At 65.3% G+C, this 24,045-nt stretch carries 17 protein-coding genes, 3 tRNA genes and 2 pseudogenes; 9 read left to right on the forward strand and 13 right to left on the reverse strand.

Going from position 1 to position 24,045, the window contains the following annotated elements:
• Nucleotides 1-16: 16 nt before the first annotated feature.
• The 5 genes from uvrA to C9I57_RS11545 form a co-directional block, all read right to left on the reverse strand.
• Nucleotides 17-6,025, reverse strand: a complete 6,009-nt coding sequence (gene uvrA, locus C9I57_RS11520) for an excinuclease ABC subunit UvrA (protein WP_107150807.1) — start codon at nt 6,023-6,025, stop codon at nt 17-19.
• A 258-nt stretch (nt 6,026-6,283) separates the two neighbouring features.
• The gene (locus tag C9I57_RS11530; RefSeq protein ID WP_107150809.1) at nt 6,284-6,889 is read right to left on the reverse strand and encodes a uracil-DNA glycosylase family protein; all 606 of its coding nucleotides are present in this window, start codon (nt 6,887-6,889) and stop codon (nt 6,284-6,286) included.
• 49 nt (nt 6,890-6,938) lie between these two features.
• Nucleotides 6,939-7,307 (reverse strand): DUF488 domain-containing protein, encoded by a 369-nt coding sequence (locus C9I57_RS11535; RefSeq protein WP_107150810.1) that lies wholly within the window; start codon nt 7,305-7,307, stop codon nt 6,939-6,941.
• A 99-nt stretch (nt 7,308-7,406) separates the two neighbouring features.
• On the reverse strand, nt 7,407-8,357 hold the full coding sequence (locus C9I57_RS11540; protein WP_107151057.1) for a hypothetical protein: 951 nt from the start codon (nt 8,355-8,357) through the stop codon (nt 7,407-7,409).
• 206 nt (nt 8,358-8,563) lie between these two features.
• Nucleotides 8,564-9,628, reverse strand: a complete 1,065-nt coding sequence (locus tag C9I57_RS11545; RefSeq protein WP_107150811.1) for a glycosyltransferase family 4 protein — start codon at nt 9,626-9,628, stop codon at nt 8,564-8,566.
• Nucleotides 9,629-10,367: 739 nt separating this feature from the next.
• On the opposite strand from C9I57_RS11545, the gene C9I57_RS11550 reads away from it, so the two are divergent.
• Nucleotides 10,368-12,236 carry an ABC transporter ATP-binding protein gene (locus tag C9I57_RS11550; protein ID WP_258187598.1) on the forward strand — a complete coding sequence of 623 codons (1,869 nt, stop codon included), beginning with the start codon at nt 10,368-10,370 and terminating at the stop codon, nt 12,234-12,236.
• Nucleotides 12,237-12,278: 42 nt separating this feature from the next.
• Here the strand turns inward: C9I57_RS11550 and otsA are convergent, their stop codons facing one another.
• Both otsA and otsB read right to left on the reverse strand, forming a co-directional pair.
• Complete coding sequence (otsA, locus tag C9I57_RS11555) at nt 12,279-13,718, reverse strand: alpha,alpha-trehalose-phosphate synthase (UDP-forming) (protein WP_107151058.1); 1,440 nt, start codon at nt 13,716-13,718, stop codon at nt 12,279-12,281.
• Nucleotides 13,715-14,467 carry a trehalose-phosphatase gene (otsB, locus tag C9I57_RS11560; RefSeq protein WP_107150813.1) on the reverse strand — a complete coding sequence of 251 codons (753 nt, stop codon included), beginning with the start codon at nt 14,465-14,467 and terminating at the stop codon, nt 13,715-13,717. The genes otsA and otsB overlap by 4 nt, the downstream gene beginning before the upstream one ends.
• A gap of 330 nt (nt 14,468-14,797) precedes the next feature.
• Between otsB and C9I57_RS11565 the strand changes: the two genes are divergently transcribed.
• The 3 genes from C9I57_RS11565 (at nt 14,798) to C9I57_RS11575 (ending at nt 16,963) form a co-directional block, all read left to right on the forward strand.
• Nucleotides 14,798-15,490, forward strand: a complete 693-nt coding sequence (locus tag C9I57_RS11565; RefSeq protein ID WP_107150814.1) for an SCO family protein — start codon at nt 14,798-14,800, stop codon at nt 15,488-15,490.
• Between the two features lie 66 nt (nt 15,491-15,556).
• On the forward strand, nt 15,557-16,030 hold the full coding sequence (locus C9I57_RS11570; protein ID WP_107151059.1) for a copper chaperone PCu(A)C: 474 nt from the start codon (nt 15,557-15,559) through the stop codon (nt 16,028-16,030).
• Nucleotides 16,031-16,048: 18 nt separating this feature from the next.
• Nucleotides 16,049-16,963 carry a cytochrome c oxidase assembly protein gene (locus C9I57_RS11575; protein WP_107150815.1) on the forward strand — a complete coding sequence of 305 codons (915 nt, stop codon included), beginning with the start codon at nt 16,049-16,051 and terminating at the stop codon, nt 16,961-16,963.
• Nucleotides 16,964-17,036: 73 nt separating this feature from the next.
• On the opposite strand, the gene C9I57_RS11580 is transcribed toward C9I57_RS11575, so the two are convergent.
• Both C9I57_RS11580 and C9I57_RS11585 read right to left on the reverse strand, forming a co-directional pair.
• Nucleotides 17,037-17,522, reverse strand: coding sequence for a GNAT family N-acetyltransferase (locus C9I57_RS11580; protein WP_107151060.1), 486 nt, complete (start codon nt 17,520-17,522; stop codon nt 17,037-17,039).
• Nucleotides 17,523-17,667: 145 nt separating this feature from the next.
• A pseudogene (locus C9I57_RS11585) lies at nt 17,668-18,084 on the reverse strand (helix-turn-helix domain-containing protein); the annotation flags it as partial.
• On the opposite strand from C9I57_RS11585, the pseudogene C9I57_RS11590 reads away from it, so the two are divergent.
• The 3 genes and pseudogenes from C9I57_RS11590 to C9I57_RS11600 all read left to right on the forward strand — a co-directional run.
• A pseudogene (locus C9I57_RS11590) lies at nt 18,083-18,601 on the forward strand (HD domain-containing protein); the annotation flags it as partial. The pseudogenes C9I57_RS11585 and C9I57_RS11590 sit on opposite strands and share 2 nt — an antisense overlap.
• 113 nt (nt 18,602-18,714) lie before the next feature.
• The gene (locus C9I57_RS11595) at nt 18,715-18,903 is read left to right on the forward strand and encodes a type II toxin-antitoxin system HicA family toxin (RefSeq protein WP_107150816.1); all 189 of its coding nucleotides are present in this window, start codon (nt 18,715-18,717) and stop codon (nt 18,901-18,903) included.
• Between the two features lie 19 nt (nt 18,904-18,922).
• A complete protein-coding gene (locus tag C9I57_RS11600) occupies nt 18,923-19,315 on the forward strand; it encodes a type II toxin-antitoxin system HicB family antitoxin (RefSeq protein ID WP_107150817.1) in 393 nt (130 codons plus the stop codon).
• A gap of 42 nt (nt 19,316-19,357) precedes the next feature.
• On the opposite strand, the gene C9I57_RS11605 is transcribed toward C9I57_RS11600, so the two are convergent.
• The 4 genes from C9I57_RS11605 to C9I57_RS11620 all read right to left on the reverse strand — a co-directional run bounded on the left by C9I57_RS11605 (nt 19,358) and on the right by C9I57_RS11620 (nt 21,283).
• A tRNA-Cys gene (locus C9I57_RS11605) sits at nt 19,358-19,431 on the reverse strand.
• Nucleotides 19,432-19,538: 107 nt separating this feature from the next.
• Nucleotides 19,539-19,614 (reverse strand) — tRNA-Gly (locus tag C9I57_RS11610).
• 78 nt (nt 19,615-19,692) lie between these two features.
• Nucleotides 19,693-19,768: transfer RNA gene (locus C9I57_RS11615), tRNA-Gly, on the reverse strand.
• A 147-nt stretch (nt 19,769-19,915) separates the two neighbouring features.
• A complete protein-coding gene (locus C9I57_RS11620; RefSeq protein ID WP_107150818.1) occupies nt 19,916-21,283 on the reverse strand; it encodes a gamma-glutamyl-gamma-aminobutyrate hydrolase family protein in 1,368 nt (455 codons plus the stop codon).
• Nucleotides 21,284-21,704: 421 nt separating this feature from the next.
• Here C9I57_RS11620 and C9I57_RS11625 point away from each other — a divergent pair, with 421 nt between their 5' ends.
• Together C9I57_RS11625 and C9I57_RS11630 are read left to right on the forward strand one after the other, a co-directional pair.
• A complete protein-coding gene (locus tag C9I57_RS11625; RefSeq protein ID WP_107150819.1) occupies nt 21,705-23,135 on the forward strand; it encodes an amidase in 1,431 nt (476 codons plus the stop codon).
• Between the two features lie 148 nt (nt 23,136-23,283).
• Nucleotides 23,284-23,805 (forward strand): disulfide bond formation protein B, encoded by a 522-nt coding sequence (locus tag C9I57_RS11630; protein WP_107150820.1) that lies wholly within the window; start codon nt 23,284-23,286, stop codon nt 23,803-23,805.
• Nucleotides 23,806-24,045: the final 240 nt, after the last annotated feature.

Here is a 24,045-nt window from a genome sequence, read left to right on the forward strand (position 1 = left end):
GGGCCGCCACCTCCCGTCAAGCCACGTGCATCGGCTCATCCGCCCGCTCGGTGCGCGCGAGCACCGGCGCGAGCGCCGCGCCGGTGTGGCTTTCCGGCACTTCGACGAGCGTCTCCGGATCGGTCGCCGCGACGACGGTCCCGCCGCCCGCCCCGCCTTCGGGCCCGAGGTCGACGATCCAGTCCGCCTCGGCGATCACATCGAGATCGTGCTCGATGACGACCACGCTATGCCCCGCATCCACGAGCCGGTGCAGCACGCGGATGAGCCGCGCGACATCGGCCATGTGCAGACCCACCGTCGGCTCGTCGAGCACATAGAGCGTGTGCGGCGCTTTCTGCCCGCGCCTTGTCACATCGTCGCGCACCTTCGCGAGCTCGGTGACGAGCTTGATGCGCTGTGCCTCGCCGCCCGAGAGCGTCGGCGAGGGCTGGCCGAGCGTCAAATAACCGAGCCCGACGTCCTTCATCAGCTGCAACGGATGCGCGACGCTCGGCATCGACGCGAAGAACTCGACGGCCTCGTCGATCTCCATCGTCAGGACGTCGCCGATGTTCTTCCCTCGCCAAGTGACGGCGAGCGTCTCCGGGTTGAAGCGCTGACCATGGCAAACGTCGCACGGCACTTTCACGTCCGGCAGGAAGCTCATGCCGATCGTGCGCACGCCCTGCCCTTCGCATGCCGGACAGCGGCCTTCGCCCGTGTTGAACGAAAAGCGCGATGCCGCATAGCCTCGCGCCCGGGCCTCGAGCGTATCGGCGAAAAGCTTGCGGATCGTGTCCCAGACGCCGATATAGGTCGCCGGGCACGAGCGCGGCGTCTTGCCGATCGGCGTTTGATCGACCTCGAGCACCCGGTCGATCGCCTCCCATCCGGAAATCGACCGGCAGCCCTGCCAACGATGCTCGACCACGAGCGGTGCCGAAGAAGCGCGCGCTTGCCATCCCGAGCGGCGGGCCGGCTGCACCGGCTGACTCGTTTGCGCAGCGCTCCCCTGCGCATTGCGGCGCGCACGGCGCGTGGCCGGCGACGACATCACCGAGCGGCCAACGGCGTCGAGTAGATTCGTCATCAGGACATCGCGCGCGAGCGTCGATTTGCCGGAACCCGACACGCCCGTGACGGCGACGAGCCGCGCGAGGGGGATGTCGACTGTCACATCGCGCAGGTTATGCAGATGGGCACCATGGACCGTCATCCATTGCTCGGGCACGGCGAGCCCATCGGCTGCGCCCGCAGCCGGCTTCGGCGCGGCTCCGTTGCGGCGGCTTCCATTCCCGGTCGCCTTCGTCGCGGTACCGCTGGCCACCGGCCGAACCGGTCTGCGCGGCTGCAGCGGGTGCACAATGGGCCGCGCGAGGAACCGCCCCGTCACCGAGTCGGACTGCGCGGCGAGCACACTGACGTCGCCCTCGGCCACGAGGCGCCCTCCGCGCTTGCCGGCGCCCGGGCCAATATCGATGATGTGATCGGCGCGGCGAATGGTGTCTTCGTCATGCTCGACGACGACGAGCGTGTTGCCCTTGTCGCCGAGCTGGCGCAATGCGTCGAGCAGGATGCGGTTATCGCGCGGGTGCAAGCCGATCGTCGGCTCGTCCAGCACGTAGCAGACGCCTTGCAGATTGCTGCCGAGCTGCGCGGCCAGGCGAATCCGCTGAGCCTCTCCGCCCGACAGACTCGGCGCCGCGCGATCGAGGCTCAGATAGCCGAGCCCGACCTCCTCCAGGAAACGCAGGCGGCTGGCGATCTCGCTTACGACATCGCGCGCGATCTGCGCATCGCGCCCGCCAAGCTCTAGCGCGTCGATCCAGCGGCGTGTCTCGGCCACCGTCAAACGGCCTACGTCGACGATCGCTCGTCCGTCGAACGTCACCGCGCGCGCCACGGCGTTGAGCCGCGTGCCGTCGCACTCGGGGCACGGCATTTCGCCGACGTCTTCAGGCTCGAACTCGTCGGCCGGCAGCGTCTGCTCGCGGCCGCGGCCGTCGTCGGCGAATGTGGTGACGTCGAACGCGGCGCGCTGCTCGCTCGTCAGTTTGAGGCCCGTGCCGACGCAGCTCTCGCACCAGCCGTGCTTGCTGTTGTACGAGAACATGCGCGGATCGAGCTCGGGATAGCTCGTGCCGCACACGGGGCACGCGCGCTTCACCGACAGTACCTGCAGCGCGCCGACATGGCTATGCGGGCGGCCGTCCGCCAGCGTTTCGGCGAGGCCGTCGAGCGGCGCGAGCAGGTGCATGACGCCCTTGCCGATTTCGAGCGTCTGGTCCAGCGCATGGCGCAATTCGGCTTCGCGATCGGCGGAAATGACGAGATCGGCGACGGGCAGCTCGATGGTGTGCTCGCGAAACCGTTCGAGCCGCGGCCACGGATCGACGGGGATGAATTCGCCGTCCACGCGCAAATGGGTATGTCCGCGCGCCTTCGCCCACTTGGCGAGATCGGTATAGACGCCCTTGCGGTTGACGACGAGCGGCGCGAGGAATCCGACGTGCTGGCCGGTATAGTCGCGCAACAACTGCGCCGCGATCGACTCGACGCTTTGCGGCGTCACGGCGGCGCCGTCATGCACGCAGTGCTGCACGCCGAGCTTCACGTAGAGCAGGCGCAGGAAGTGCCAGACTTCGGACGTCGTCGCGACGGTGCTCTTTCTGCCGCCGCGCGAAAGGCGCTGCTCGATCGCCACCGTCGGGGGAATGCCGTAGACGGCATCCACTTCGGGCCGCCCCGCCGGCTGCACGATCGAGCGCGCGTACGCGTTGAGCGATTCGAGGTAACGGCGCTGCCCTTCGTGAAAGAGAATGTCGAAAGCCAACGTCGACTTGCCCGAGCCCGAGACGCCCGTCACGACGCTGAACTTGCCGTGCGGGATGTCGACATCGAGGGCTTTGAGGTTGTGCTCGCGCGCATTGACGATGCGAATTGCGTCCTCGCCTTCGATTGCGCGCCTTGCGCGCGCAGCCGTCAGTGCCGACTGCAGGGGCACGCCCGCGTCGAGCTCGCGGGACGTCCGCGCGGCCGCGCCGAGCGCCTCGTCGTATTGAAGCAGCGCCTGGCCGGTATGCGAGGCGACGCATGCCTTCACCTCGTCGATCGTCCCGGCAACGACGATCCGCCCGCCGCCATCGCCGCCTTCGGGGCCGAGATCGACGATCCAATCGGCGGCCCGCACGACATCGAGGTTGTGCTCGATCACGAGCAGCGAATGCCCGCGCGCGAGGAGCTTGCCGAACGCGCGCATGAGCTTCGCGATATCGTCGAAGTGCAGACCCGTCGTCGGCTCGTCGAACATGAAAAGCCGCCCGCCCGGCGCGCGTGCGCGTCCGCCATTGCCCGGTTTCACTGACGTTTCGGCCAGGAAACCCGCGAGCTTGAGCCGCTGCGCCTCGCCGCCCGACAACGTCGGCACGGGCTGCCCAAGCTTCACGTACTCGAGCCCTACGTCGACGATCGGCTGCAGTACGCGCAGCACGTCGGCATCGCCGGCAAAAAGCGCGACCGCTTCGCTGACCGTCAGTTCGAGCACGTCGGCAACCGACAGCGCGCGCGCCGGATTGCCGCGCTCGATCGTGACCTCCAGCACCTCGGCGCGGTAGCGGCGCCCGTCGCAGTCGGGGCAGCGCAGGTAGACATCCGAGAGGAACTGCATCTCGATGTGCTCGAAGCCCGAGCCGCCGCACGTCGGGCAGCGCCCGTCGCCGCTATTGAAACTGAACGTGCCGGCCGTGTAGCCACGCTGCTGCGCGAGCGGCGCCTTGGCGAACAGCTTGCGGATTTCGTCGAATGCGCCGACGTAGCTCGCCGGGTTCGAGCGCGCCGTTTTGCCGATCGGCGACTGATCGACGAAAACGGCGTCCTCGATCAGGTCCGCGCCGATGAGGCCGCGGTGGGCACCCGGCGTCTCGGTCGCCTGTCCGAGCTGGCGCGCGAGCGCCGGATAGAGCACGTCCTGGATCAGCGTCGATTTGCCCGAGCCCGATACGCCCGTCACGCAAACGAGTCGCGCTAGCGGGATGTCCACCGTCACATCGTGCAAGTTGTGCTCGCTCGCGCCTTCGAGCACGAGGCGAGGCGTCGCCGCATCGACGGGGCGTGCGGCCCAATGCGTCGCATCGGCGACGTGCTTGCGGCCGCCGAGGTAGTCGCCCGTCAATGTTGGTGCGGTGCGAATATCGGCGGGCGTGCCGTCATAGACGATCGTCCCGCCGCGTTCGCCGGGACCCGGTCCCATGTCGATCAGGCGATCGGCCGCGAGCATGACCGAAGGATCATGCTCCACGACGACGAGCGTATTGCCCGCATCGCGCAAGCGGCGCATCGCCTCGACAATTCGATTCAAGTCGCGCGGATGCAGTCCGATGCTCGGCTCGTCGAGCACGAACAAGGTCTTCGTCAGCGACGTGCCGAGCGCCGTCGTCAGATTGATCCGCTGCACTTCCCCGCCTGAAAGCGTGCGGCTCTGACGATCGAGCGTCAGATAGCCGAGCCCCACGTCGCACAGATATCTGAGGCGCGTACGCACCTCGGCGATCAAGAGCTTCAGCGCGTCGTCGAGCAGTGCGCTAGGCAGGGTCAGCGCGTCGAAGAACTGGCGGATCCGCTCGATCGGCAACAGCATCAGGTCGTGCACGGTCAAGCCCGGCAGCGCTTCGAGCTGCGCGCGCGTCCAGGCCACGCCGCGCGGCATGAACCGCGATGCGGGAGGCAGAACCGCGTCGGCGTTTTCCTTGGTTCCTAGGCGCCAGAGCAGCGACTCCGTCTTCAGCCGCGCACCGCCGCAGGTCTCGCACGGCGTATAGCTGCGATACTTCGACAGCAGCACGCGGATGTGCATCTTGTACGCCTTCGACTCGAGGTAGCCGAAGAAGCGGCGCACGCCATACCATTGCCGTTGCCAGTCCCCATCCCAATCGGGCGAGCCGTTGATGACCCAGTCGCGCTCGGCCTCCGTGAGTTCGGACCAGGGCACGCCGGCCCGTATGCGCGCGCGAGCCGCATAGCGCATCAGGTCGTCCTGACACTCCTTCCAGGCGGGCGTCTGCATCGGCTTGATCGCGCCGCCCGCGAGCGTCTTGCGCGCATCGGGAATCACGAGCCCGAGGTCGACGCCGATCACGCGGCCGAAGCCGCGGCATGCATCGCAGGCGCCGTAGGCGGAGTTGAACGAGAACAGGCCCGGCTGCGGGTCCGCATAACGGAGATCGCTGTCGGGGCAATGCAGCCCGGTCGAGAAGCGCCAGATTCGCGCTTCGGCTGCTTGCGGTGAACCGGGATCCGCGACGCCGGGCGTTGCGGGCATCTCGGACATTGCGGGCGTTTCGGGAAGGACATAAACATTGACGCGCCCCGAGCCCCTTTTCAGCGACGCTTCGATCGCTTCGACGACGCGCACCTTCTCCGTGCGCTGCAACCGGAACCGGTCGGCCACGACATCGAGCACTTTGCGCACTCCGGTCGCCGAGCGCTGCTCGCGCTCGGCCTGCACGCGCGTATAGCCGCTCGCGGAAAGCCATTCGCCGATCTCGTCGGCGCTCGCGTTCTCCGGCAGCTCGACAGGAAACGTGACGACGAGGCGCGGGTCGCCCTGCGCCGTGCGCGCCGCGAGCTCCGCGTAGATCGTTTCGGGCGTGTCGTGACGCACGGGCTCGGCGGTCTGCTTGTCGAAAAGCTGTGCGGCGCGCGCGTAAAGCAGCTTCAGATGATCGTTGAGCTCCGTCATCGTGCCGACCGTCGAGCGCGAGCTTCGCACGGGGTTCGTCTGGTCGATGGCGATCGCGGGCGGCACGCCGTCCACGCGATCGACCTGCGGCCTGTCCATCCGGTCGAGGAACTGGCGCGCGTAGGCGCTGAACGTCTCGACATAACGGCGCTGCCCTTCGGCATAGAGCGTATCGAAAACGAGGCTCGATTTGCCCGAGCCCGACGGCCCTGTCACGACGGCCATCTCGCCCGTGCGCAGATCAAGGTCGATATTTTTGAGATTGTGCTGGCGAGCTCCGCGGATGCGGATCACTCCGGAAGTCATGGGTTTTCCTCTTGTACGGCTAATACGGCCGGGCGCTTCGGTACGCTCGGCCAAGCGGCTCGCGCACCATTTTTGAGATAAAACGGCGCATCAGGGCTGCAATGATAGTCCTGCGCGAACGGGCGCGCCGCATCGCGCCTCGACGTTTCGTCGTTTATTTCGGGGGCGAGTCCCGGGTGCGCATTCACCGCATCGATTGGTCGGCGGATGCGGCTAATGGCGCGCTGCTGACAGTCGATGAGCGGGCGCTGTTTATTTTCAGCGCGCCAGGCCGAGCACCGTGGCGACGCGTGAGCGCAAAACCGGCAGCAACTCGCGCTCGAACCAAGGATGATGCTTGAACCAGCCCTGGTTGCGGCCGGACGGATGGGGCATCGGGATGCGCTTCTCGCCATAGTCCCGCCAGGCCGAGACGGTTTCGGTCAGCGTCGCGCGCCGCTCGCCCGCAAGAAAATGGCGCTGCGCATAGGCGCCGACGAGCAGCGTCAGTTCGATCCCGGGTAGTTCGGCCAGTACCCGCTGAAGCCAGCGCTGGGCGCATTCGGGGCGCGGCGGCAGATCGCCCGACTTTCCGCGCCCTGGGTAGCAATACCCCATCGGCAAAAGCGCGATGCGTTCTTCGTCGTAGAAGATGTCGGGGCCTATGCCCATCCATTCGCGCAGCCGCTCGCCGCTGCGGTCGTCCCAAGGTATGCCGGTCTCATGGACGCGCGCACCCGGTGCCTGGCCTACCACGAGGACGCGCGCGGACCGCCCCGCCTGCAGCACGGGGCGCGGGCCGAACGGCAGATGCGGTTCGCACGCGCGGCAGGCGCGAATCTCGAACAGCAAAGAGGACAATTGCGATGAATCTGGATCGGACATCAAATAAAGGCGATATCGGGAAAACGAAAACGGCTCGGCGAGGCGAAGGTCAGCGCGCCGAGAGCTTCTCGACGAGGTAATCTCGCAGCACGATGGCCTGGTTGTGCTCGGGATCACGCGCGCCGTAGACGAGCGTGATCCGGCCATGTTTCGCGGCATCGGCGAGCGGTTGCCAAGCCTCGGCATTGGCGTCGAGCTCGGCCCGATAGCGTTGGGCGAACTCATTCCAGCGTTCGGGATCGTGGCCGAACCAGCGACGCAGCGCCGTCGTGGGGCCGACGTCGCGCAGCCATTGCTCGATGCACAACGCTTGCTTCGTCACGCCGCGCGGCCAGACGCGATCGACGAGATAGCGGGCGCCTTGGTCGTCCCCTGGAGGGTCGTAGGCCCGCGCAAGACCAATTTGCAACTTTTTCATGGCAACAAGTCGAGCGTCCCCAGAGTTCCCCCCGGGACGCACTCCTCGAGAGTGCTTCTTCGCGGAGTCCGCCAACGATACTCCCCTTGGAGCGCCCTCCTAAAGACTGCTTCCCCGCCGCAGCGTCGCGTCCAGCGCCCGAGCGGCGGCACGATCGCCCTCCGTCGTCAGCGCAACGCGGAACACGGTTTGTCGATTGTGGCCGGCGGCGGCAGGCGAATCCCATAATAGCTCCACGCGCGAACGGCGTGCCCGCCCGGTCATGCGCGGGCCGTGCGCCGCCGCGCCGGGCCCGCGCGGACCGACGCCGGGCCGCGGCGAAGCGGCGCCGGCGGAACGGGCCGAATCGACGGGGTCGGGCGACGCCGCGACTGAACGCGACGAGTCGACATCGGGCGCTGACACATGCGCGCCCGGATGCCCGGCCGCTTGCGGCATCAAAGCCTCGCGCTCGAGCGCATCCGCCGCGGGCCAATTGACCGACAGCTCGCGCGCGTCATACTGCCCCAGCTTGCGGCTCTCGACCCAAACGACGACCGTGCGCGTCGCCGGATCCAGTGCAACCGCGTAGCGTCCGATCGCGAAGCGCCGCGCGGCGATGTTCGTGCGCCAAAGCGCGCGCGGGCGACAAATCCATAAGACGGCCGCATAAAGCGCCGGCGCGACGACGAGCCATCCATTCGTCTCGGCGATCGCGTGAACGGTGCGGCGGCCTCCGGCGGCCCAGACGAAGACGCCGATCGACCAGAGTGCGAAGAGCAGTCCGAGAAAAGCGAAGAACCGCAGTGCCTGGCGCAGCCATTGCGGCAAAGGATGGAACGGGCGGTCGGCACGCGCCTGCGCGCCGGGCAACACGATCAACAGAAAGATCAGGACGGCATTGATCGACGCCCACGGTGACGAAGTCATCGCCGAGAAAGACGCACCGTAGCCCATCTCCGACATCGAGTAGAGCCAGCGCGCGAGAAGCACGAGACCAATCGCCCGCAACGCGAACATCGTGCCGGCGCCGGGTGCCGGCGCCTCTTGCGTGGGTTGGGCTCTCGTCAAGTCGTGCTCCTGGAAATCGACGCGCTGCCGTGTCGTACGCGGCCGCGTCAGCCTGCCATTATATGGAGTTCGCGTGACTCGATGCGGCGATCGGGATACGGTTTTCGGCACCGTGAAATCGAAACGCCCCGGCTGCCGTGCAGGCAGACGGGGCGTTTCGATGCGGCTCGCCACGCGCGGCCCGCCAGTCGGCGGGCGGCGCGGGCTTAGCCGGCCGCGACTTCGCGCAGCACGGCGCGGCGCTTCTGGTGCAGCAGGTTCTCGTAAGCGACCAGATAGTTCTTCGCCATCACCTTCGACGTGAAGCGCGCTTCGAACGCCTTGCGGACCGTTTCACGCGGCAGCGTGTGCAGCCGATTGACGGCCGCGACCGCCGAAAGCTCGTCCTCGACGACGAAGCCCGACACGCCGTTTTCAATGACTTCGGGCACCGAGCCGCGCTTGAACGCGATGACGGGCGTGCCGCAGGCCATCGATTCGATCATGACGAGGCCAAACGGCTCCGGCCAATCGATCGGGAACAGCAGCGCGTGGGCGCCGCCGAGGAACTCGGCCTTCTCCGATTCGCTGATTTCGCCGATGTACTCGACGTGCGGCAGCGAAAACAGCGGCTTGATCTGCTCTTCGTAGTAAGCGCGATCGGCCTTGTCGAGCTTGGCCGCGATCTTGATCGGCATGCCGGCTTTCTCGGCGATCCGGATGGCCGTGTCCACGCGCTTCTCGGGCGAGATGCGGCCGAGGAACGCGAGATAGCTCGGCTTGGCGTCGGTACGCGGCGTCAGCAGGTTTTCCGGCAGCCCGTGGTGGACCGTCGTCAGGAAGTTGGCCTGCGGCAGCGGCGTGCGCTGGTTATCCGAGATCGAGACGACGGGCACGTCGTTGAACGTGTTGAAGATCGGCTGCAGCTCCGGCAGATCGAGCCGGCCGTGCAGCGTCGTCAGATGCGGCGTCGGCTGGCGCGAGAACAGCGAGAACGGGTAGTAATCGATATGGAAATGCAGAATGTCGAACTCGTCGGCGCGGCGGCGCACTTCTTCGAGGAGCAGCATATGCGGCGCCATCGTGTCGCGAATCGACGGATCGAGTCGCAGCGCTTGAGGCCAGAACGCCTCGAGCTTGGCCGACGTCTTGGAATCGCCGCTCGCGAACAGCGTCACATCGTGCCCGAGTTCGACCAGGGCTTCGGTCAAGTACGACACCACGCGTTCCGTCCCGCCGTAAAGTTTCGGTGGAACCGCCTCATGCAAAGGAGCGATTTGAGCGATCCGCATAGTGATGAACTCCTAATAAAAATTCAGGCAAAGAGGACTACTGTTGTAGAAAAGCGAATCGCCCGCCAAAGCGCAAGAAGCAGGCCCGAAAGTCGTGACCGCCTTGCGCGTCATTCCCGAAAAGCTCCGCGGTAGTTCGCTTCATTCGGAACACCCTTTCTCTGCGTTGGTCGCAGTGCTCTGGTAAACGCAATTCCGGAACATTCGTTGACCGCCCCGACAGAGAGAGCTAAGGGCAAACCCGGAGGCGATTATCGGGCCCCCCGCGATGCTGCGGCGCACAGCCTTTCAGAAAATTTACGTTGTTACAAGCGCGTAACACTCTGTCGATCTCGTTATTGCGCGGCTCGCCTAGACTGGCCCGCTGTTGCCACTCGTTCTTGCTCTGTGTTCACCGCACCGCTGATAACGGTAGAGCCGATCGGAAGCGCCTCGTTGACCGAACCGCGATGGGCGCTCCCTGGACGTTCCGCGCGTCAACCCCATGACGTTCAGACGAATTTGCTATTGTAACCCGAACCCGTTTCGAAATTGCGCCGGTTCCTCGGTGAGAGCCGCATACCGCGCCTCGCGGCCGGCTCAGCGCGGCGCCGCGCCGCGACGGCCCGTTGTTTGCAACCAACGCCAGTTGCAATGCGACCAGCGAAGCTAGGCAGGATTACGCGGACGTTTACAATGGCGGCTGCCAAACTATCTCGATATTGGCTCGCGGTGCGCGATCCGCAGACTATCCTTTTTCATGACTCATTCTGTTTTGCGTTCACCGCACGAACCATTGGAACACTTGACCGTCGCCGAGCGTAACGCCCGCAACGCCAAGCTTTCGAGCTACGCGGAGCGCCCGCTCGCCTTTTTGCTGAGCTACATCCGACGCCACCCGGTCGCGCACGCCATCGTGCTCGCGAGCGTGTTCGCGGCGGTCGGCTGCGCGCTCGCGTCGCAATACGCCATCAAGCACCTCATCGACGTGCTCGGCATGGGGCGCAACCATCCTGGGCCGCTTTGGGCCGCCTTCGCCATCCTGGTCGGCCTGATCGCCGCCGACAACTTACTCTGGCGCGTCGGCGGCTGGGTCGCCGCGCATGCGTTCGTCAACGTCACGGGCGATCTGCGCCGCGATCTCTTCCAATACCTGAGCGGCCACGCGCCGACCTACTTCGCCGAACGTCAGCCCGGCACGCTCGCGAGCCGCATCACGGCCACGTCGAATGCCGTCTACACGTCGGAGAACACGATGGCATGGAACGTCTTGCCGCCGTGCATCGCCGTGATCGGCGCGATCGTCATGACGATCACCGTCAACCCGGTCATGGCCGGTTGCCTGCTGTTGTGCTCGGCAATACTCGCCATCGTGCTGTACCGGCTCGCCGGTCGGGGCTCCTCGAAACATCAGAACTTTGCGTCGAAAGCGGCGGCCGTCGATGGCGAGCTCGTCGACGTGATCAGCAACATGAGCCTCGTGCGCGCGTTCGGCATGACGTTTCGCGAGCAACGCCGGTTCGGCGCGACGGTCAAGGCGGAAATGGACGCGCGTCAGCAAAGTCTGCTCTATCTCGAGCGGCTGCGTCTCCTGCACGCCGCCATCACCGCGCTGCTGTCGGCCGGGCTGCTCGGCTGGGCGCTCTGGCTCTGGAACCAGGGACGGGCGACTTCGGGCGACATCGTGCTCGTCAGCTCGCTCGGCTTTACGATCCTGCACGGCACGCGTGACCTCGCCGTGGCGCTCGTCGACGTGACGCAGCACGTCGCGCGGCTCGCCGAGGCGGTCAAGACGCTGCTCGAACCGCACGGCATGCCTGATCGCGAGAACGCAACGGAACTCGTGGCCAAGGGCGGGCGCGTCGACTTCGAGAAGGTCACGTTCGCCTATCCGCGGCGGCGCCCGATCCTCGATCACTTCGACTTGCATATCGAGGCCGGTCAGCGCGTCGGGCTCGTCGGCAAGTCCGGCGCCGGCAAATCGACCGTGCTCGCGCTGCTGCAGCGCTTTTACGACGCGCAGGGCGGCTCCATCAAGATCGACGGCCACGATATCGGCTCGGTCACGCAAGACAGCCTGCGCCATAGCATCGCGCTCGTGCCGCAGGATATCGCCCTCTTTCACCGGTCCGTCTACGAGAACATCGCTTATGGCCGGCCCGCGGCGAGCCGCGAAGAAGTTCATGCGGCCGCGCGCGAAGCGCGTTGCACCGACTTTATCGAAGCGATGCCGGACGGGTTCGATACGATCGTCGGCGATCGCGGCGTCAAGCTTTCGGGCGGCCAGCGGCAGCGGATCGCCATCGCCCGCGCCATCCTGAAGAACGCGCCGATCCTGCTGCTCGACGAGGCGACTTCGGCGCTCGACAGCGCATCGGAAGAGGCCATACAACAGGCGCTCGACAGGCTCATGGTCGGCCGCACGGTCATCGCGATCGCGCACCGGCTTTCCACGCTGCAGAACTTCGACCGCATCATCGTCATGAGCGCCGGTAAAGTCATCGACGACGGCACGCCCGAGGCGCTCCGCAACCGTCCCGGAATTTACCGCGATCTGCTGGCGAAGCAGCACGGCAAGAGCGCGCTGCCGCATCCGGGCGGGCACAAGGTCGACGAACGGGTCGCCTGACGGCAGTCGGACCCGTTGTTCGTTTCGGCGTGACCTACGGCGTTACGCGGCTATCGCGCCGCGTGTCGGCCGGGCCTTGGCCGTGCGCCGCTTTTCGCCGGCGGCGCGCAGATCCCGCATGAAATTGTCGCGCCACACCGAGACGTTGTTCTCGCGCAGTTGCGCGATCATGTCGCGATAGCGCGCTCGGCGCTCCGCGAGCGGCATGCCGAGCGCCTCCCCGAGCGCGTCCGCCATGCCGTCGATGTCGATCGGATTGACGATCAACGCGCCCGACAGTTCCTCCGCCGCGCCGGCGAAGCAAGACAGCACGAGCACGCCGGGATCGTCCGGATCCTGCGCCGACACGTATTCCTTCGCGACCAGATTCATTCCGTCGCGCAATGGAGTCACATAGCCGACGTGCGACTGGCGGAACAGCGCGGCCAGCACGGAGCGCTCGTACTGACGATGGATGTAGCGGATCGGCGTCCAGTCGAGCTCGGCGAACCGACCGTTGATCCGTCCTGACTCCGCTTCGAGTCTCAACCGAATGTCCTGATAGGCGTGCATGTCGGCGCGCGTCGGCGGGGCGATCTGCACGAACGACACTTGGTTGCGGCAGGCGGGCGAGCGGTCGAGCAGGCGCTCGAACGCCCGAAAGCGCTCAACGAGCCCCTTCGAGTAGTCGAGCCGGTCCACGCTCATGATCAGCTTGCGATCGTGCAGCGTCGCTTTCATCGTCCGCACCGGCTTGCCGCGCGTGCCCGCTTTCGCGAGTTGCGCGATTTCGTCGGGATAGACTCCGATCGGATACGCGGCGGCACGCAGGGATCGGCCGAACGCGCGCACCGTTGCTGGCGCGAGCGCGAGGCCGCGCTCGACTTCGCCGCCCGCTTCGCTGACGATGTAGTCGCTGAACGCGTGCAGATCGCGCTGCGTCTGAAAGCCGAGCAGATCGAAAGAGCAAAGTGCCTTCACGAGCTCGCGATGCGGCGGCACCGACAGCAGCACTTGCGCGGCGGGGAACGGGATGTGAAGAAAGAATCCGATCCGATTCTTCACGCCGGCCGCCCGCAATGCCTCGGCGAACGGGATCAGGTGATAGTCATGGACCCAGATGACGTCATCGGCCTGCAGAAGCGGCACGAGCTGCTGCGCGAGCCAGGCGTTCACGCGGCAGTACCCCTCGAAGTCATGACGATCGTACTGGATCAGGTCGGGGCGATAGTGAAACGCCGGCCAAAGCGTGGCGTTCGAAAAACCGCGATAGTACTGGTCGTAGTCACGGCGTACGAGGCCGATCGTGGCGAACGTCACCGGCCCGCGCTCCACGACCTGCATCTGCGGCTGGCCCGACGAGAGCACGTCGCCGCTCCAGCCGAACCACATGCCACCGGTTTCCTTCAGCGCGTCGTAGACACCCACCGCCAGACCGCCCGCGGCCGGGCCCCCTTCGGAAATCGGCGCGACGCGGTTCGAAACTATGATTAGGCGGCTCATGGGTGTGTTTTCGCCGTTGCGACCAATGACGCGAGCCATGCGTGGAAAGCGCCGACAGACTCGATGCGCGTCCGCGCGGACGTTTCACCCGCGCCGACCTTGATCGACAGACCGCCCCGCGCATTGACGACGGCGAAGCCCTTCTCGTCCGTGAGATCGTCGCCCGCGAATACCGGCATGCGTCCGGCAAATGGCGGCTCGTCAAGAAACGCCGCGATCGCGCGGCCTTTGTCGACGTTCTTCGGCTTGATCTCATAAACCATCTTGCCCGGCTGCAGCACGAACGCGTCGGCATGCCGCTCGACGAGGCGTTTCGTCGCCTCTCGAGCGATGGGCTCGACGAGCGGCGCATTGCGATAGTGAAGCGCCAGCGATGCCCCCTTGATTTCGAGCAGCGTGCCCGGGTTGGCCTTGATGACTTCGGCCAGTTCGCGCTCCATACGCAGCAGCCGGTCGTCGTCGAAGCCGAGACGGACCACGTCGCCGTTCGCATCGCGCCGCTCGGCGCCATGCAGCCCGGCCGCGGGCAAATCGGTCATGCCGAGAAAGCCGTCGATGCTATCGAGGCCGCGCCCCGAGACCACGGCGACCGCCCCCCTGGACAAGCGTCGCAATTCGGCGAGCGATTCGACCATCGCAGGCGGTACGAGCACGCCGTCGGGCGTCGGCGCGATCTCGACGAGCGTGCCGTCGAAATCGAAGAAAAATGCAGTCTCGCTCGGAGACAAAAAAGCCGGTAACGATTGCATCCGTGTCTTCGTGTAACGGCTCGCTCGGCGTCCGCCGCCGCTCGAGCCGGTAAAGTTTGCGCATCTTACCGCGCATTGCGGCCGATTTCGAGGAAAGGCGGCCGGGCGGCGGCAAGATGCGGACGAACAGCTATCTTGCACTTTTTCTGCGGCAAATTGTCTCTCCATATGGCCGAAACCGTGCGTGCGCCTGCGGCGCGGCCGCTTTTGCGCTATAGTCGCTGCCGCCGTGCCAGGACGCCGAGCTTGCCGCGGCCGAAGCGAAACGCCACGCTCGCCGCCTCCAGCGGAGACGACTTACGGGCGCCGCTCCCACTCTTCGAGATACGGATGTCGCTACGTCTTCGCGTGCGTTCGCCGTCAGGCAAACCGTACGTTCTTTCTTCCACCACCTCGCCGCTTGGCTCCGGACGCATCGCGTTGCACTATGCAAAGCGCCTTGCCGCCGCGCTGGCCTGCGCGGCGCTCACTGCCGGCTGCTCGCCGAGCGGCCCGCCGTGGCAATTGACCAACGTGACGGGGCACCTGCCTGACCTGAAGTTCTCGCTGACGGACGACGACGGCAAGCCGGTGGACGCGTCCGCTTTCAAAGGCGATACGACGCTCGTCTATTTCGGCTACACGCATTGCCCCGACGTATGCCCCGAGACGATGGCGCGCCTGATGCAGGTGCTCGCCAAGCTCGGCGACAACGAGGCACAGCATGTGCGGATTCTGTTCATCTCCGTCGATCCGGCGCGCGATACGCCGCAGGCCCTGCACGCGTACGTCGACGCATTCGACGCCAAGCACGCAAGGGGCCTGACGGGCACCGATCGGCAGATTGAATCGCTGGCGCGCCGCTATCGCGTGGCCTATCAAATGGAAAAGCGCGATCCAAACGGCAACTACGAGGTAACGCACAGCTCGGCCGTCTACATCTTCGACGCCCAAGGCCGTGCACGACTCCTCGCGACGAGCAGCGATACGCCCGACGCGATCGCGCACGATCTACGCCGCGTCATCGATACGGCAACATCGTGATTCTCAAGACCATTGCCGAGCAATTCGTTTTCCACCAGCCCAAGGACCTTGCTCCTGCCGATCAACATGACGATGAAACTGCAAGCGATCGCCCACCGTACCGTACTCGCCGCCGTCGGCTGCGCCTTCACGCTCGTTTTCGCAACGGCCGCGCATGCGGCTGGCCCTTCGCGCCTGACCGCGGAGAACGGCTGGGTGCGCTGGCTACCGAACAATCTGCCTGCCGCCGGCTACGTGACGATCACGAATCCCGGCGACAAGCCCGTCGATCTCACTGCAGCCTCGAGCCCTGACTACGGCAGCGTCATGCTGCACGAAACCGTGTCGAACGGATCGACCTCGCAAATGCAAATGGTCGACAAGGCGACGGTACCCGCACACGGAGCGCTCAAGATCGCACCGGGCGGCTATCACTTCATGCTCGAGCAAGCACGTCACAAGGTCGCCCCGGGCGACACGGTCCGGCTCAAGCTGCAGTTCTCCGACGGCACGGAACTCGAGACGCCGTTCAAAGTCAAGAGCCCTGGCGAGGCCCAGTAAGCCGATCGGGCGATAGAGATGGATCTGCTCGTCTGGCTCGAACCTTGGGAGCCGTCGCCCACCGTCGTCATCGCGATTGTCGGCGCCGCCATCCTCTTCGTTCGCGGCGTGCGGCATGCGCGCGTATCGCCGCTGCGGCAGGCGGCATTCTGGTTCGGGCTCGTGGCGCTTTATGTCGTGCTCCACACCCGGCTCGATTATTACTTCGAGCACGAGTTCTTCATGCATCGCCTGCAGCATCTCGTGCTGCATCACCTTGGTCCATTCTTCATCGCCTGGTCGTACCCGGGCGCCGCGCTCAGGGCCGGCATTCCGTTCAACTGGCGGCAACACATTTTCAAGCGGGCCATGCGGACGAAACCCATGCGCATCGCGTTCGACGTGATCTTTCATCCCGTCGTCGCCGTCGTGCTGTTCGTCGGGCTCATCTATTTCTGGCTGCTCTCGCCGATCCACTTCAAGGCGATGCTCGATTGGCGGCTTTATCGCGTCATGAACTGGAGCATGGCGATCGACGGCCTGCTCTTCTGGTGGCTCGTCCTCGACCCGCGCCCCGCCCCGCCGGCGCGGCTCGCTCCCGGCCGGCGCATCATGATGGTCATCGCAGCGATCCCGCCACAGATCGTGCTAGGCGCGCTGATCTTCTTCACGCCGCGCGAGCTGTATCCGATTTACTCGATATGCGGCCGTGCGTTCACCTGGATCAGCCCGATTCGCGATCAACAAATCGGCGGTCTATTGATCTGGATCCCGGGCTCGATGATGAGCGTGATCGGCGCCTTGGTCGCGCTGCGCCATTGGATGCGGCTGTCGGCCCGTGCACGATTGCGTGAAGAGCGTGCGTCGCTCGGTCAGCGCCCGCAACCGGCCCCTCGGGACTTGCCGATGAGTTCGGCGAATCGCACTGAAGGCGGTGAGGCGAGTCGGCTTTGAGTCTGCGCGGCCGGTTCACGTCGGTCTCGTTGGCACGCACGCGCGATACGAGCGACGTTTGAGCCGGCACGCGTCAGGCCGAGCGCATCCAGACGTGAGGAATACCGTCCTCGTCGTGAATATCGGATGTCGGTCGAAAACCGAATGCGCCATAAAACGGCTGCAGATGAGCTTGCGCATGAAGGCTGATCGCCGCGTTCGGCCATTGCAACGCGATATGCTTCAGCGCCTGCTCGAGCATCGCGTTGCCGAGCCCAATGCCGCGAAACTCCGCCGTGGTCAGCACGCGGCCGATACGGACATCGGGGTGCGCCTCGTCGGGCAGCAGCACGCGCAGATAACCCGCGAGCGTCGACCGGCCTTCGATCGGCATGAAAGCGAAAAGATGCCATGCCTCTTTGTCGATCCCGTCGATATCGCCATAAACGCAGTTCTGCTCGACGACGAAGACCTTGCTGCGCGCCTCCAGCATCTCGTAGACGTCGGCGGCGCTTAGTTCGGAAAACGGCTTCCATCGCCATTCGATGTCGTTCAGGCGGCTTCTTGGACGGTCGTTCATGAATCGTGAGGAAAGTGAGGGCACGTCGCGATTATCGCCCTTCGCGCCGCGCCCCGGCAAATGCGAACTGCGCTGATGCGACCTCTGACGCGCGAGCCGCAACCTCTGGAAGCGAAGTTGCCGACTCGCACGCCGATCCCCAGCATCAGCGCTCAATCGCAGGCTTACGCCGAAACCGCTCACGATATTGCAGCGGCGTGACCCCGAGCTGCTTTGCAAACACGGCCCGCATGCGGTCCGCAATCCCGAACCCGCTCTCCCACGCAACCACCTTGAGCGGCGCGTCGCCGCCCTCGAGCAACTGCCGCGCCGCATCGAGGCGCGCGCGTTCGATGAACTCGTGCGGCGTGAGCTTGGTTTCCTGCACGAAAACGCGTGCGAAATTCCGCTCACTCATGCCGGCGACGTCTGCGAGCTGACGCACCGTGAACTTATCGCGAATGTGCGCCATCACATGAGCCTGGACTTTGGCGATCGGGGAAGTCTCATCGGCGGGCGCCGTCAGATAAGGGCTGAATTGCGATTGCCCGCCTTGTCGCTGGGCGAACACGACGAGACGGTTCCATGACGTTGGACTGGTCGAGGGCTATAGCAGCGCGACGGAACGGTTCGAAGTCGATGGCGCGAACGCGGCGCGGGACTTTCTGAAGCAATACGGCGTGAGCGAATACGACATCGAGCAGGTATGGACTTCTATCGCGTTGCATACAACGCCTGGCATTCCGAAGCACATGAAACCCGTTGTCGCGCTGGTGACGGCAGGCGTCAAAATGGATGTGCTCGGACTCGCATACGACGCGTTCACGGAAGCGCAGCGCACTCAAGTCGTCGCCGCGCATCCGCGCGTCGAGACATTCAAGAACGATATCATCGACGCTTTCACGCGCGGCACGATCAAGAAGCCGGAGACCACGTTCGGAAACGTGAAAACCGACGTGCTCGCGCTGCGCGATCCGACCTACAAGCGCCTGAACTTCTGCGAGATCATTCTCGGCTCCGCGTGGGATGATCGGCACGAGCATGGGCATAGGCATGGGGCCGCGTGCGGATGTCACGACGAGGACGGCACGAGGTCATGACCGCGCGTGCACTTTCTAGTGCGACTACGATCCGGAGTTTGTGCGTCGCTCTATACACCGAAAACAAGCTCGTCTCGCCTCACGATGCTGCATCGTTGTGTATAATTACACAAATGAACAGCGCACACCTCATCAAGCTTCTGAAGGCCGACGGCTGGTTCCTGGCGAACACAGTTGGTTCGCATCACCAGTTCAAGCACCCATCGAAGCAGGGCAAGGTGACGGTGCCGCATCCGAAAAAAGATCTTCCGATCGGCACAGTGCGCAGCATATTCAAGCAGGCTGGCTTGAAAAACTCATAACTCGTAGAAGGAGCGCGAAATGCTCTACCCACTTTACGTGCATGTCGGCGATGCGAAGCATGCGCACGGCGTCACATTTCCCGATTTCCCGGGCTGCTATTCTGCAGCCGACGACTGGGAGGATCTGCCGCGCGCGGTCCAAGAAGCTGTCGAGGCGCACTTTGAAGGCGAAGATGAGCCCATTCCCGAGCCCACTCCGCTCGAACAACTCGCTGCTGATCCTCAATACGAGGGAGGCGTCTGGATGCTCTTTGATATCGACCTGACGAAGATCAACTCTAAGGCCGTTCGATTGAACATCAGCTTGCCGGAACGCCTCGTTCAGCAGATCGACGCAGTGGCTCGTGCACGTAAGCTGTCGCGCTCGGCATTCTTGGCGCTCGCTGCCGAACACGAAATGGCAAACGCGTAGTCCCGCAACAAAGAAAAAGCCCTGACAAGTCAGGGCTTTATATGGAGGCGCGAGCCGGAGTCGAACCGGCCTACACGGCTTTGCAGGCCGCTGCATAACCGCTTTGCTATCGCGCCATAAGCGGGTCATCCGATCGTTGCCGCGGCATGCCGCGCAGCGATTTTCTCGATTGGCGCCGGCACTGGCCGCCAAACAAAAAGGGAAGCCAAGCTTCCCCTATACCTGGAGCGGGAGACGAGTCTCGAACTCGCGACCTCAACCTTGGCAAGGTTGCGCTCTACCAACTGAGCTACTCCCGCTTCGAACTTGCGTTCACCAACCTGCTCGCACGACGCTCATCGCCACACACCACCGCGAGATCGTCATGCCAAAAAACCTGGAGCGGGAAACGAGTCTCGAACTCGCGACCTCAACCTTGGCAAGGTTGCGCTCTACCAACTGAGCTATTCCCGCATCGGCTCGACAGCGCCGACATAAACAAGCGCGCCGAAGAAACGAGATTATGTATAAGCCACTGAATCGTGTCAATACCTTCGTTGAGGCCCCGTTTCGTCCAGGCGGCTGAGGACCGTCTCGACCGCGCGCATCAGCGACTTAGAATCAGAATCGCGTCTCACGCGAAGCGCGCAAGAACGAATCGAGCAGCGGCGTGCAGTCGAGCAATTCAGGGCCGCCCGCGCGATGGAACTCGGGATGCCACTGCACGCCCATGACAAACGGAGCACGCCGGTACCGGACGGCTTCGATGAGCCCGTCCTCCGACGACACGGCCTCCACGTTCAGGTCGCGTCCGAGTGTCTTGACGGCTTGATGGTGGATCGAGTTCACGAGCGCCTCGTGACGCCCCGGAAACATGTTCACCAGCGTCGAGCCCTGCGGAAAGCGCACGGCATGCCGGTGTTGGTCGTAGCGCTCGTTGACATGAACGCCGGCCGTCGGCACTTCGGTCGCAATGTCCTGATAGAGCGTGCCGCCGAACGCGACGTTGATCAATTGGCACCCGCGGCAGATCCCGAGCACCGGCTTGCCCGATTCGATGAACTCATAGAGCAGCTCGAGCTCGTACATGTCGCGCACACGATCGCCGGGCCACTCGGCGCTAGCCTCCGTTCCAGCGTACGTTTGCGGCGAAACGTCGGCGCCGCCTTGCAGCAGCAAGCCGTCGAGATGCTTCGCATAATCGCGCAAGCGGATATTGCTCGGATGGAGCATCCCCTGATGGCCGACCGTCGGAATCATGAACACCATCACGTCGCGCGACATCACCCAGTGCGCAACCGATTCCTCGAGATACTGCAGCGTTTTGCCGCGCAGCCCCACAGCCCCTGGCTCGGGGTGAAAGATCCGCGCGGAAACGCCGATGCGCAGCGTGCGCTGCGTGATTCGCTGTCCCGCACGATCGAACAGGCGCCGCGCCCGCGCCACCATCGTGCGGCCGAACACGCTCCACGGCGAATCGCTTTGCTTCAAATAGGCGGGCTTCTCGGGCGGGGGAACCGCGCCCGGCGGCGGCGGGCGCGGTGTGTCGAAATCGGGTTGCGAGCCGAAGCCAGGAGGCGGTGCGCCGCGCGCGGCGGCGGCCTCCCGTTCCTGCTGCAGTTGCAGTTCGGCGCTCTGCTCCGCAGCCGCTTCTTGTTCTGCCGTCTCGCGCGCCGCCGTCACGCGTGCCTCCGCCGCTTCGGCAGCGTGCGATGGCGGGCTCGATGCGGGCTCCACCGCCGATGCGCTCTCGAGCGTATCGCTCGACGCACGCTCGGCCGCTTCGGCGGTCGCCGAATCCGCCGCCGAAGACCCGCGCGTCGCCCCCGCCGCGACGGAATCCGCGCCCGCGCCGACGGGCGGGTCGCTCGCGACCGTATCGGTCGATGCACGGACGGTGTCCTTCGATGGAGGTCCCGAAGGCGGCGAAGACGGTGACGCTGTCGAAGCCGGAGCCGCGGCACCGGCGTCAGCACCGGCAGGCGGCAAGGCCGGGCCAGGACGCGCGGAAGACTGCGAAGTGTCGGGGGAACGGCTGGAAGAAGAGGAAGTGTCCGGGCTGGGACGTGGGACGTTCGGTGGCGTGTTTTCGCTCATGACGATGGGCAGGCGCGCGTCGCACGCAATTGGCGATCTCAGAACCCCTATTATCCGCCACCGCACAAAGCCCCCGCAATGCCGAGCGGAGCGGACAGGCTGACCGGATTTCGAGGCGTGTATCGCGCCCCGCCCTTCGCCACGATCGGCCACATACGCGCTCGACTGCCGGCAGCTACAATGCGGGCAGCCTGGCTGGCCAAAATGGTGCCGATCGGACCCGCGAAAGACGAACGACCGCAGGCCGGCCACCGCAGTAAAAAGCGCGCCGATGCGCATTCTTCGGCCAAATATTGAACGAACGACGATACCCATGCCCACCGATTTCGCCCCCTTTCCGCCGCTCGCTCGCCTCGCGGCCGATCTGGCCTCGGGTGCGACGACGAGCCGCGCCCTCGTCGAAGCCGCGCTCGAACGTATCGCCGATCCGGCGGGCCAAGGCTCGACCGTGTTTCTCGAAGTCGATGCCGCCGCCCGCGCCGCGGCCGATGCGCATGATCGGCTGCGCGCGGCGGGCACCGTGCTGTCCCCGCTCGCCGGCATTCCCGTGTCGGTCAAGGACCTCTTCGATATAGCCGGTCAAGTGACGCGCGCCGGCTCGCGCGCGCTGGCCGGCGCGCCGCCGGCCAGCGCCGATGCGCCCGCCGTGGCGCGGTTGCGGCGCGCGGGCGCCGTCATCGTCGGAAGAACCAACATGACGGAGTTCGCTTTCTCCGGGCTCGGGCTCAACCCGCATTACGGCACCCCCCTTTCGCCCTACGGTCGCGGCACCGCCGGCAATGCCGCGAAAGAAGCACCCGGTCGGGGGCTCCCTGAGGAAGTGCCCTCGGGGGACGAGCGGATCGCGGGCGGATCCTCGTCCGGCGCCGCGGCCTCGGTTGCCGACGGCATGGCCGCCGTGGCGCTCGCGACGGATACGGGTGGCTCGATCCGGATTCCCGCGGCGTTCACGGGCCTGACAGGCTTCAAGCCGACCGCGAGCCGCATTCCTCGACAAGGCGCTGTGCCGCTCTCGAAGACGCTCGATTCGTTCGGACCGATCGGCGTTTCGGCCGCCTGTTGCGCGCTCGTCGACAGGATCCTCGCAGGCCTCGAGCCGCGCGTACCGGCCGCGCGCCCGATCGAAGGTTTGCGCCTCGGCGTGCTGACGCATTATGTGACGGACGACGTCGAGGCGCCCGTCGCCTCCGCGCTCGAAGCGGCGCTCAAGCATCTTGAAGCAGCCGGCGCGATCCTGTCCGACGTGCGCTTCGCCCCGCTCGAGCGGCTACCCGGCGCCGGGCGCTATGCCCTCTCCGCGATCGAGGCCTGCGCCTGGCATCGTCCGCTCATTGCCGCTCACCGCGATGAATACGATCCCCGCGTGCTGTCGCGAATCCTCAAAGCCGAGACGGCGAGCGCGAGCGACTATATCGACCTGCTCGCGGAACGAGAGGAGCTCATCGAGGCAGCGCATGAAACGCTGTGGCAACATTTTGATGCGATCGTAGCCCCGACGGTACCAATCGTGCCCCCGCGCCTTGCCGATTGCGATCGCAACGACAGTGAGTACGCCCGCATCAACGCGCTCGTGCTGCGCAATCCGAGCGTGTTCAACATGCTCGACGCCTGCGCGATCTCGCTGCCCTGCCATCCGCGCGGTGACGCCCCCGTCGGGCTGATGCTGGCCGGCGCGCCGCACGGCGACGATGCACTGTTCGGCGTTGCCCTCGCCGTCGAACGCGTCTTGGCGTCGATCCGATAGTTCCGTAGCCCTGCCGCTTCGAATCAATGTCGAACGCTCGAGCGAACTCGGCACGGACGCGGTAGGCTGCAGGTTTTTTGCCAATGACCTGACGAAACGGAAGCGGCCTCGTCCGTCTACGCATCGTCGAAAAAGGAGCTTTCGGTTCATGAACGATTTGCTTTCGCAACGCCGCGAGCGCCGCCTGCTCGTCCTGCTGGGCATCGTCTGCCTCGGCCTTGTCGGCGGCGCGCTGTACCTGCAGTACGCAAAAGGTGAGGACCCTTGCCCGCTTTGCATCATCCAGCGCTATTTCTTCATTCTCGTCGCCATCTTTGCGTTCGCGGGCGCCGCGCTTGGCGGCTGGCGCGGCATCGCCTTCTTCGAGACCCTGATCGCCATCATCGCCGCGGCCGGCATCGGTACGGCCGCCCGCCATCTCTACATCCAGCTTCATCCCGGCTTCAGCTGCGGATTCGATGCGCTCCAGCCCGTCGTCGACAGCCTGCCGCCCGCGCATTGGCTCCCGAGCGTCTTCAAGGTCGCCGGCCTTTGCGAAACCGTCTACCCGCCGATTTTCGGGATCCTGCTGCCCGGCTGGGCGCTCATTGCGTTCGGCCTGACGTTCCTGCCCGTCATCGCAAGCCTCTGGGGCCGGCGCGCGCGTCGTCGACGGTTGAAAGCGATCTGACCTGATTTCGCTGAAATTTCGCGGGATATCACCTCTGCGCTTCGAGCGCGGCCCTTCGTGGCACGGCCTGTTGCTGGGGTTAGGCCGATGCGGCTGCTCGCAACTTCCTCGCGCGCGGGGCGTCGTACTTATCGGTGAGCTGATAGCCCGCATCAGCGCCGGGCGATCCGCTCGGCAATTTGCAGTGCTATCTTTTTCACGGATGGCGATCCACGTGCGCGAAACCGGTCCTCGGCCGGC

The sequence above is a fragment of the Trinickia symbiotica genome, assembly GCF_003028655.1.
GTDB classification, from domain to species: Bacteria; Pseudomonadota; Gammaproteobacteria; order Burkholderiales; family Burkholderiaceae; genus Trinickia; species Trinickia symbiotica_A.

What these genes read in the sequence shown, in the direction of transcription:
- uvrA (WP_107150807.1), bottom strand. Translation starts at nt 6,025, where the DNA reads ATGACTTCCGGAGTGATCCGCATCCGCGGAGCTCGCCAGCACAATCTC.
- C9I57_RS11535 (WP_107150810.1), bottom strand. Translation starts at nt 7,307, where the DNA reads ATGAAAAAGTTGCAAATTGGTCTTGCGCGGGCCTACGACCCTCCAGGG.
- C9I57_RS11530 (WP_107150809.1), bottom strand. Translation starts at nt 6,889, where the DNA reads ATGTCCGATCCAGATTCATCGCAATTGTCCTCTTTGCTGTTCGAGATT.
- otsB (WP_107150813.1), bottom strand. Translation starts at nt 14,467, where the DNA reads ATGCAATCGTTACCGGCTTTTTTGTCTCCGAGCGAGACTGCATTTTTC.
- C9I57_RS11625 (WP_107150819.1), top strand. Translation starts at nt 21,705, where the DNA reads ATGCCCACCGATTTCGCCCCCTTTCCGCCGCTCGCTCGCCTCGCGGCC.
- C9I57_RS11545 (WP_107150811.1), bottom strand. Translation starts at nt 9,628, where the DNA reads ATGCGGATCGCTCAAATCGCTCCTTTGCATGAGGCGGTTCCACCGAAA.
- otsA (WP_107151058.1), bottom strand. Translation starts at nt 13,718, where the DNA reads ATGAGCCGCCTAATCATAGTTTCGAACCGCGTCGCGCCGATTTCCGAA.
- C9I57_RS11595 (WP_107150816.1), top strand. Translation starts at nt 18,715, where the DNA reads ATGAACAGCGCACACCTCATCAAGCTTCTGAAGGCCGACGGCTGGTTC.
- C9I57_RS11565 (WP_107150814.1), top strand. Translation starts at nt 14,798, where the DNA reads ATGTCGCTACGTCTTCGCGTGCGTTCGCCGTCAGGCAAACCGTACGTT.
- C9I57_RS11580 (WP_107151060.1), bottom strand. Translation starts at nt 17,522, where the DNA reads ATGAACGACCGTCCAAGAAGCCGCCTGAACGACATCGAATGGCGATGG.
- C9I57_RS11570 (WP_107151059.1), top strand. Translation starts at nt 15,557, where the DNA reads ATGACGATGAAACTGCAAGCGATCGCCCACCGTACCGTACTCGCCGCC.
- C9I57_RS11600 (WP_107150817.1), top strand. Translation starts at nt 18,923, where the DNA reads ATGCTCTACCCACTTTACGTGCATGTCGGCGATGCGAAGCATGCGCAC.
- C9I57_RS11550 (WP_258187598.1), top strand. Translation starts at nt 10,368, where the DNA reads ATGACTCATTCTGTTTTGCGTTCACCGCACGAACCATTGGAACACTTG.
- C9I57_RS11630 (WP_107150820.1), top strand. Translation starts at nt 23,284, where the DNA reads ATGAACGATTTGCTTTCGCAACGCCGCGAGCGCCGCCTGCTCGTCCTG.
- C9I57_RS11575 (WP_107150815.1), top strand. Translation starts at nt 16,049, where the DNA reads ATGGATCTGCTCGTCTGGCTCGAACCTTGGGAGCCGTCGCCCACCGTC.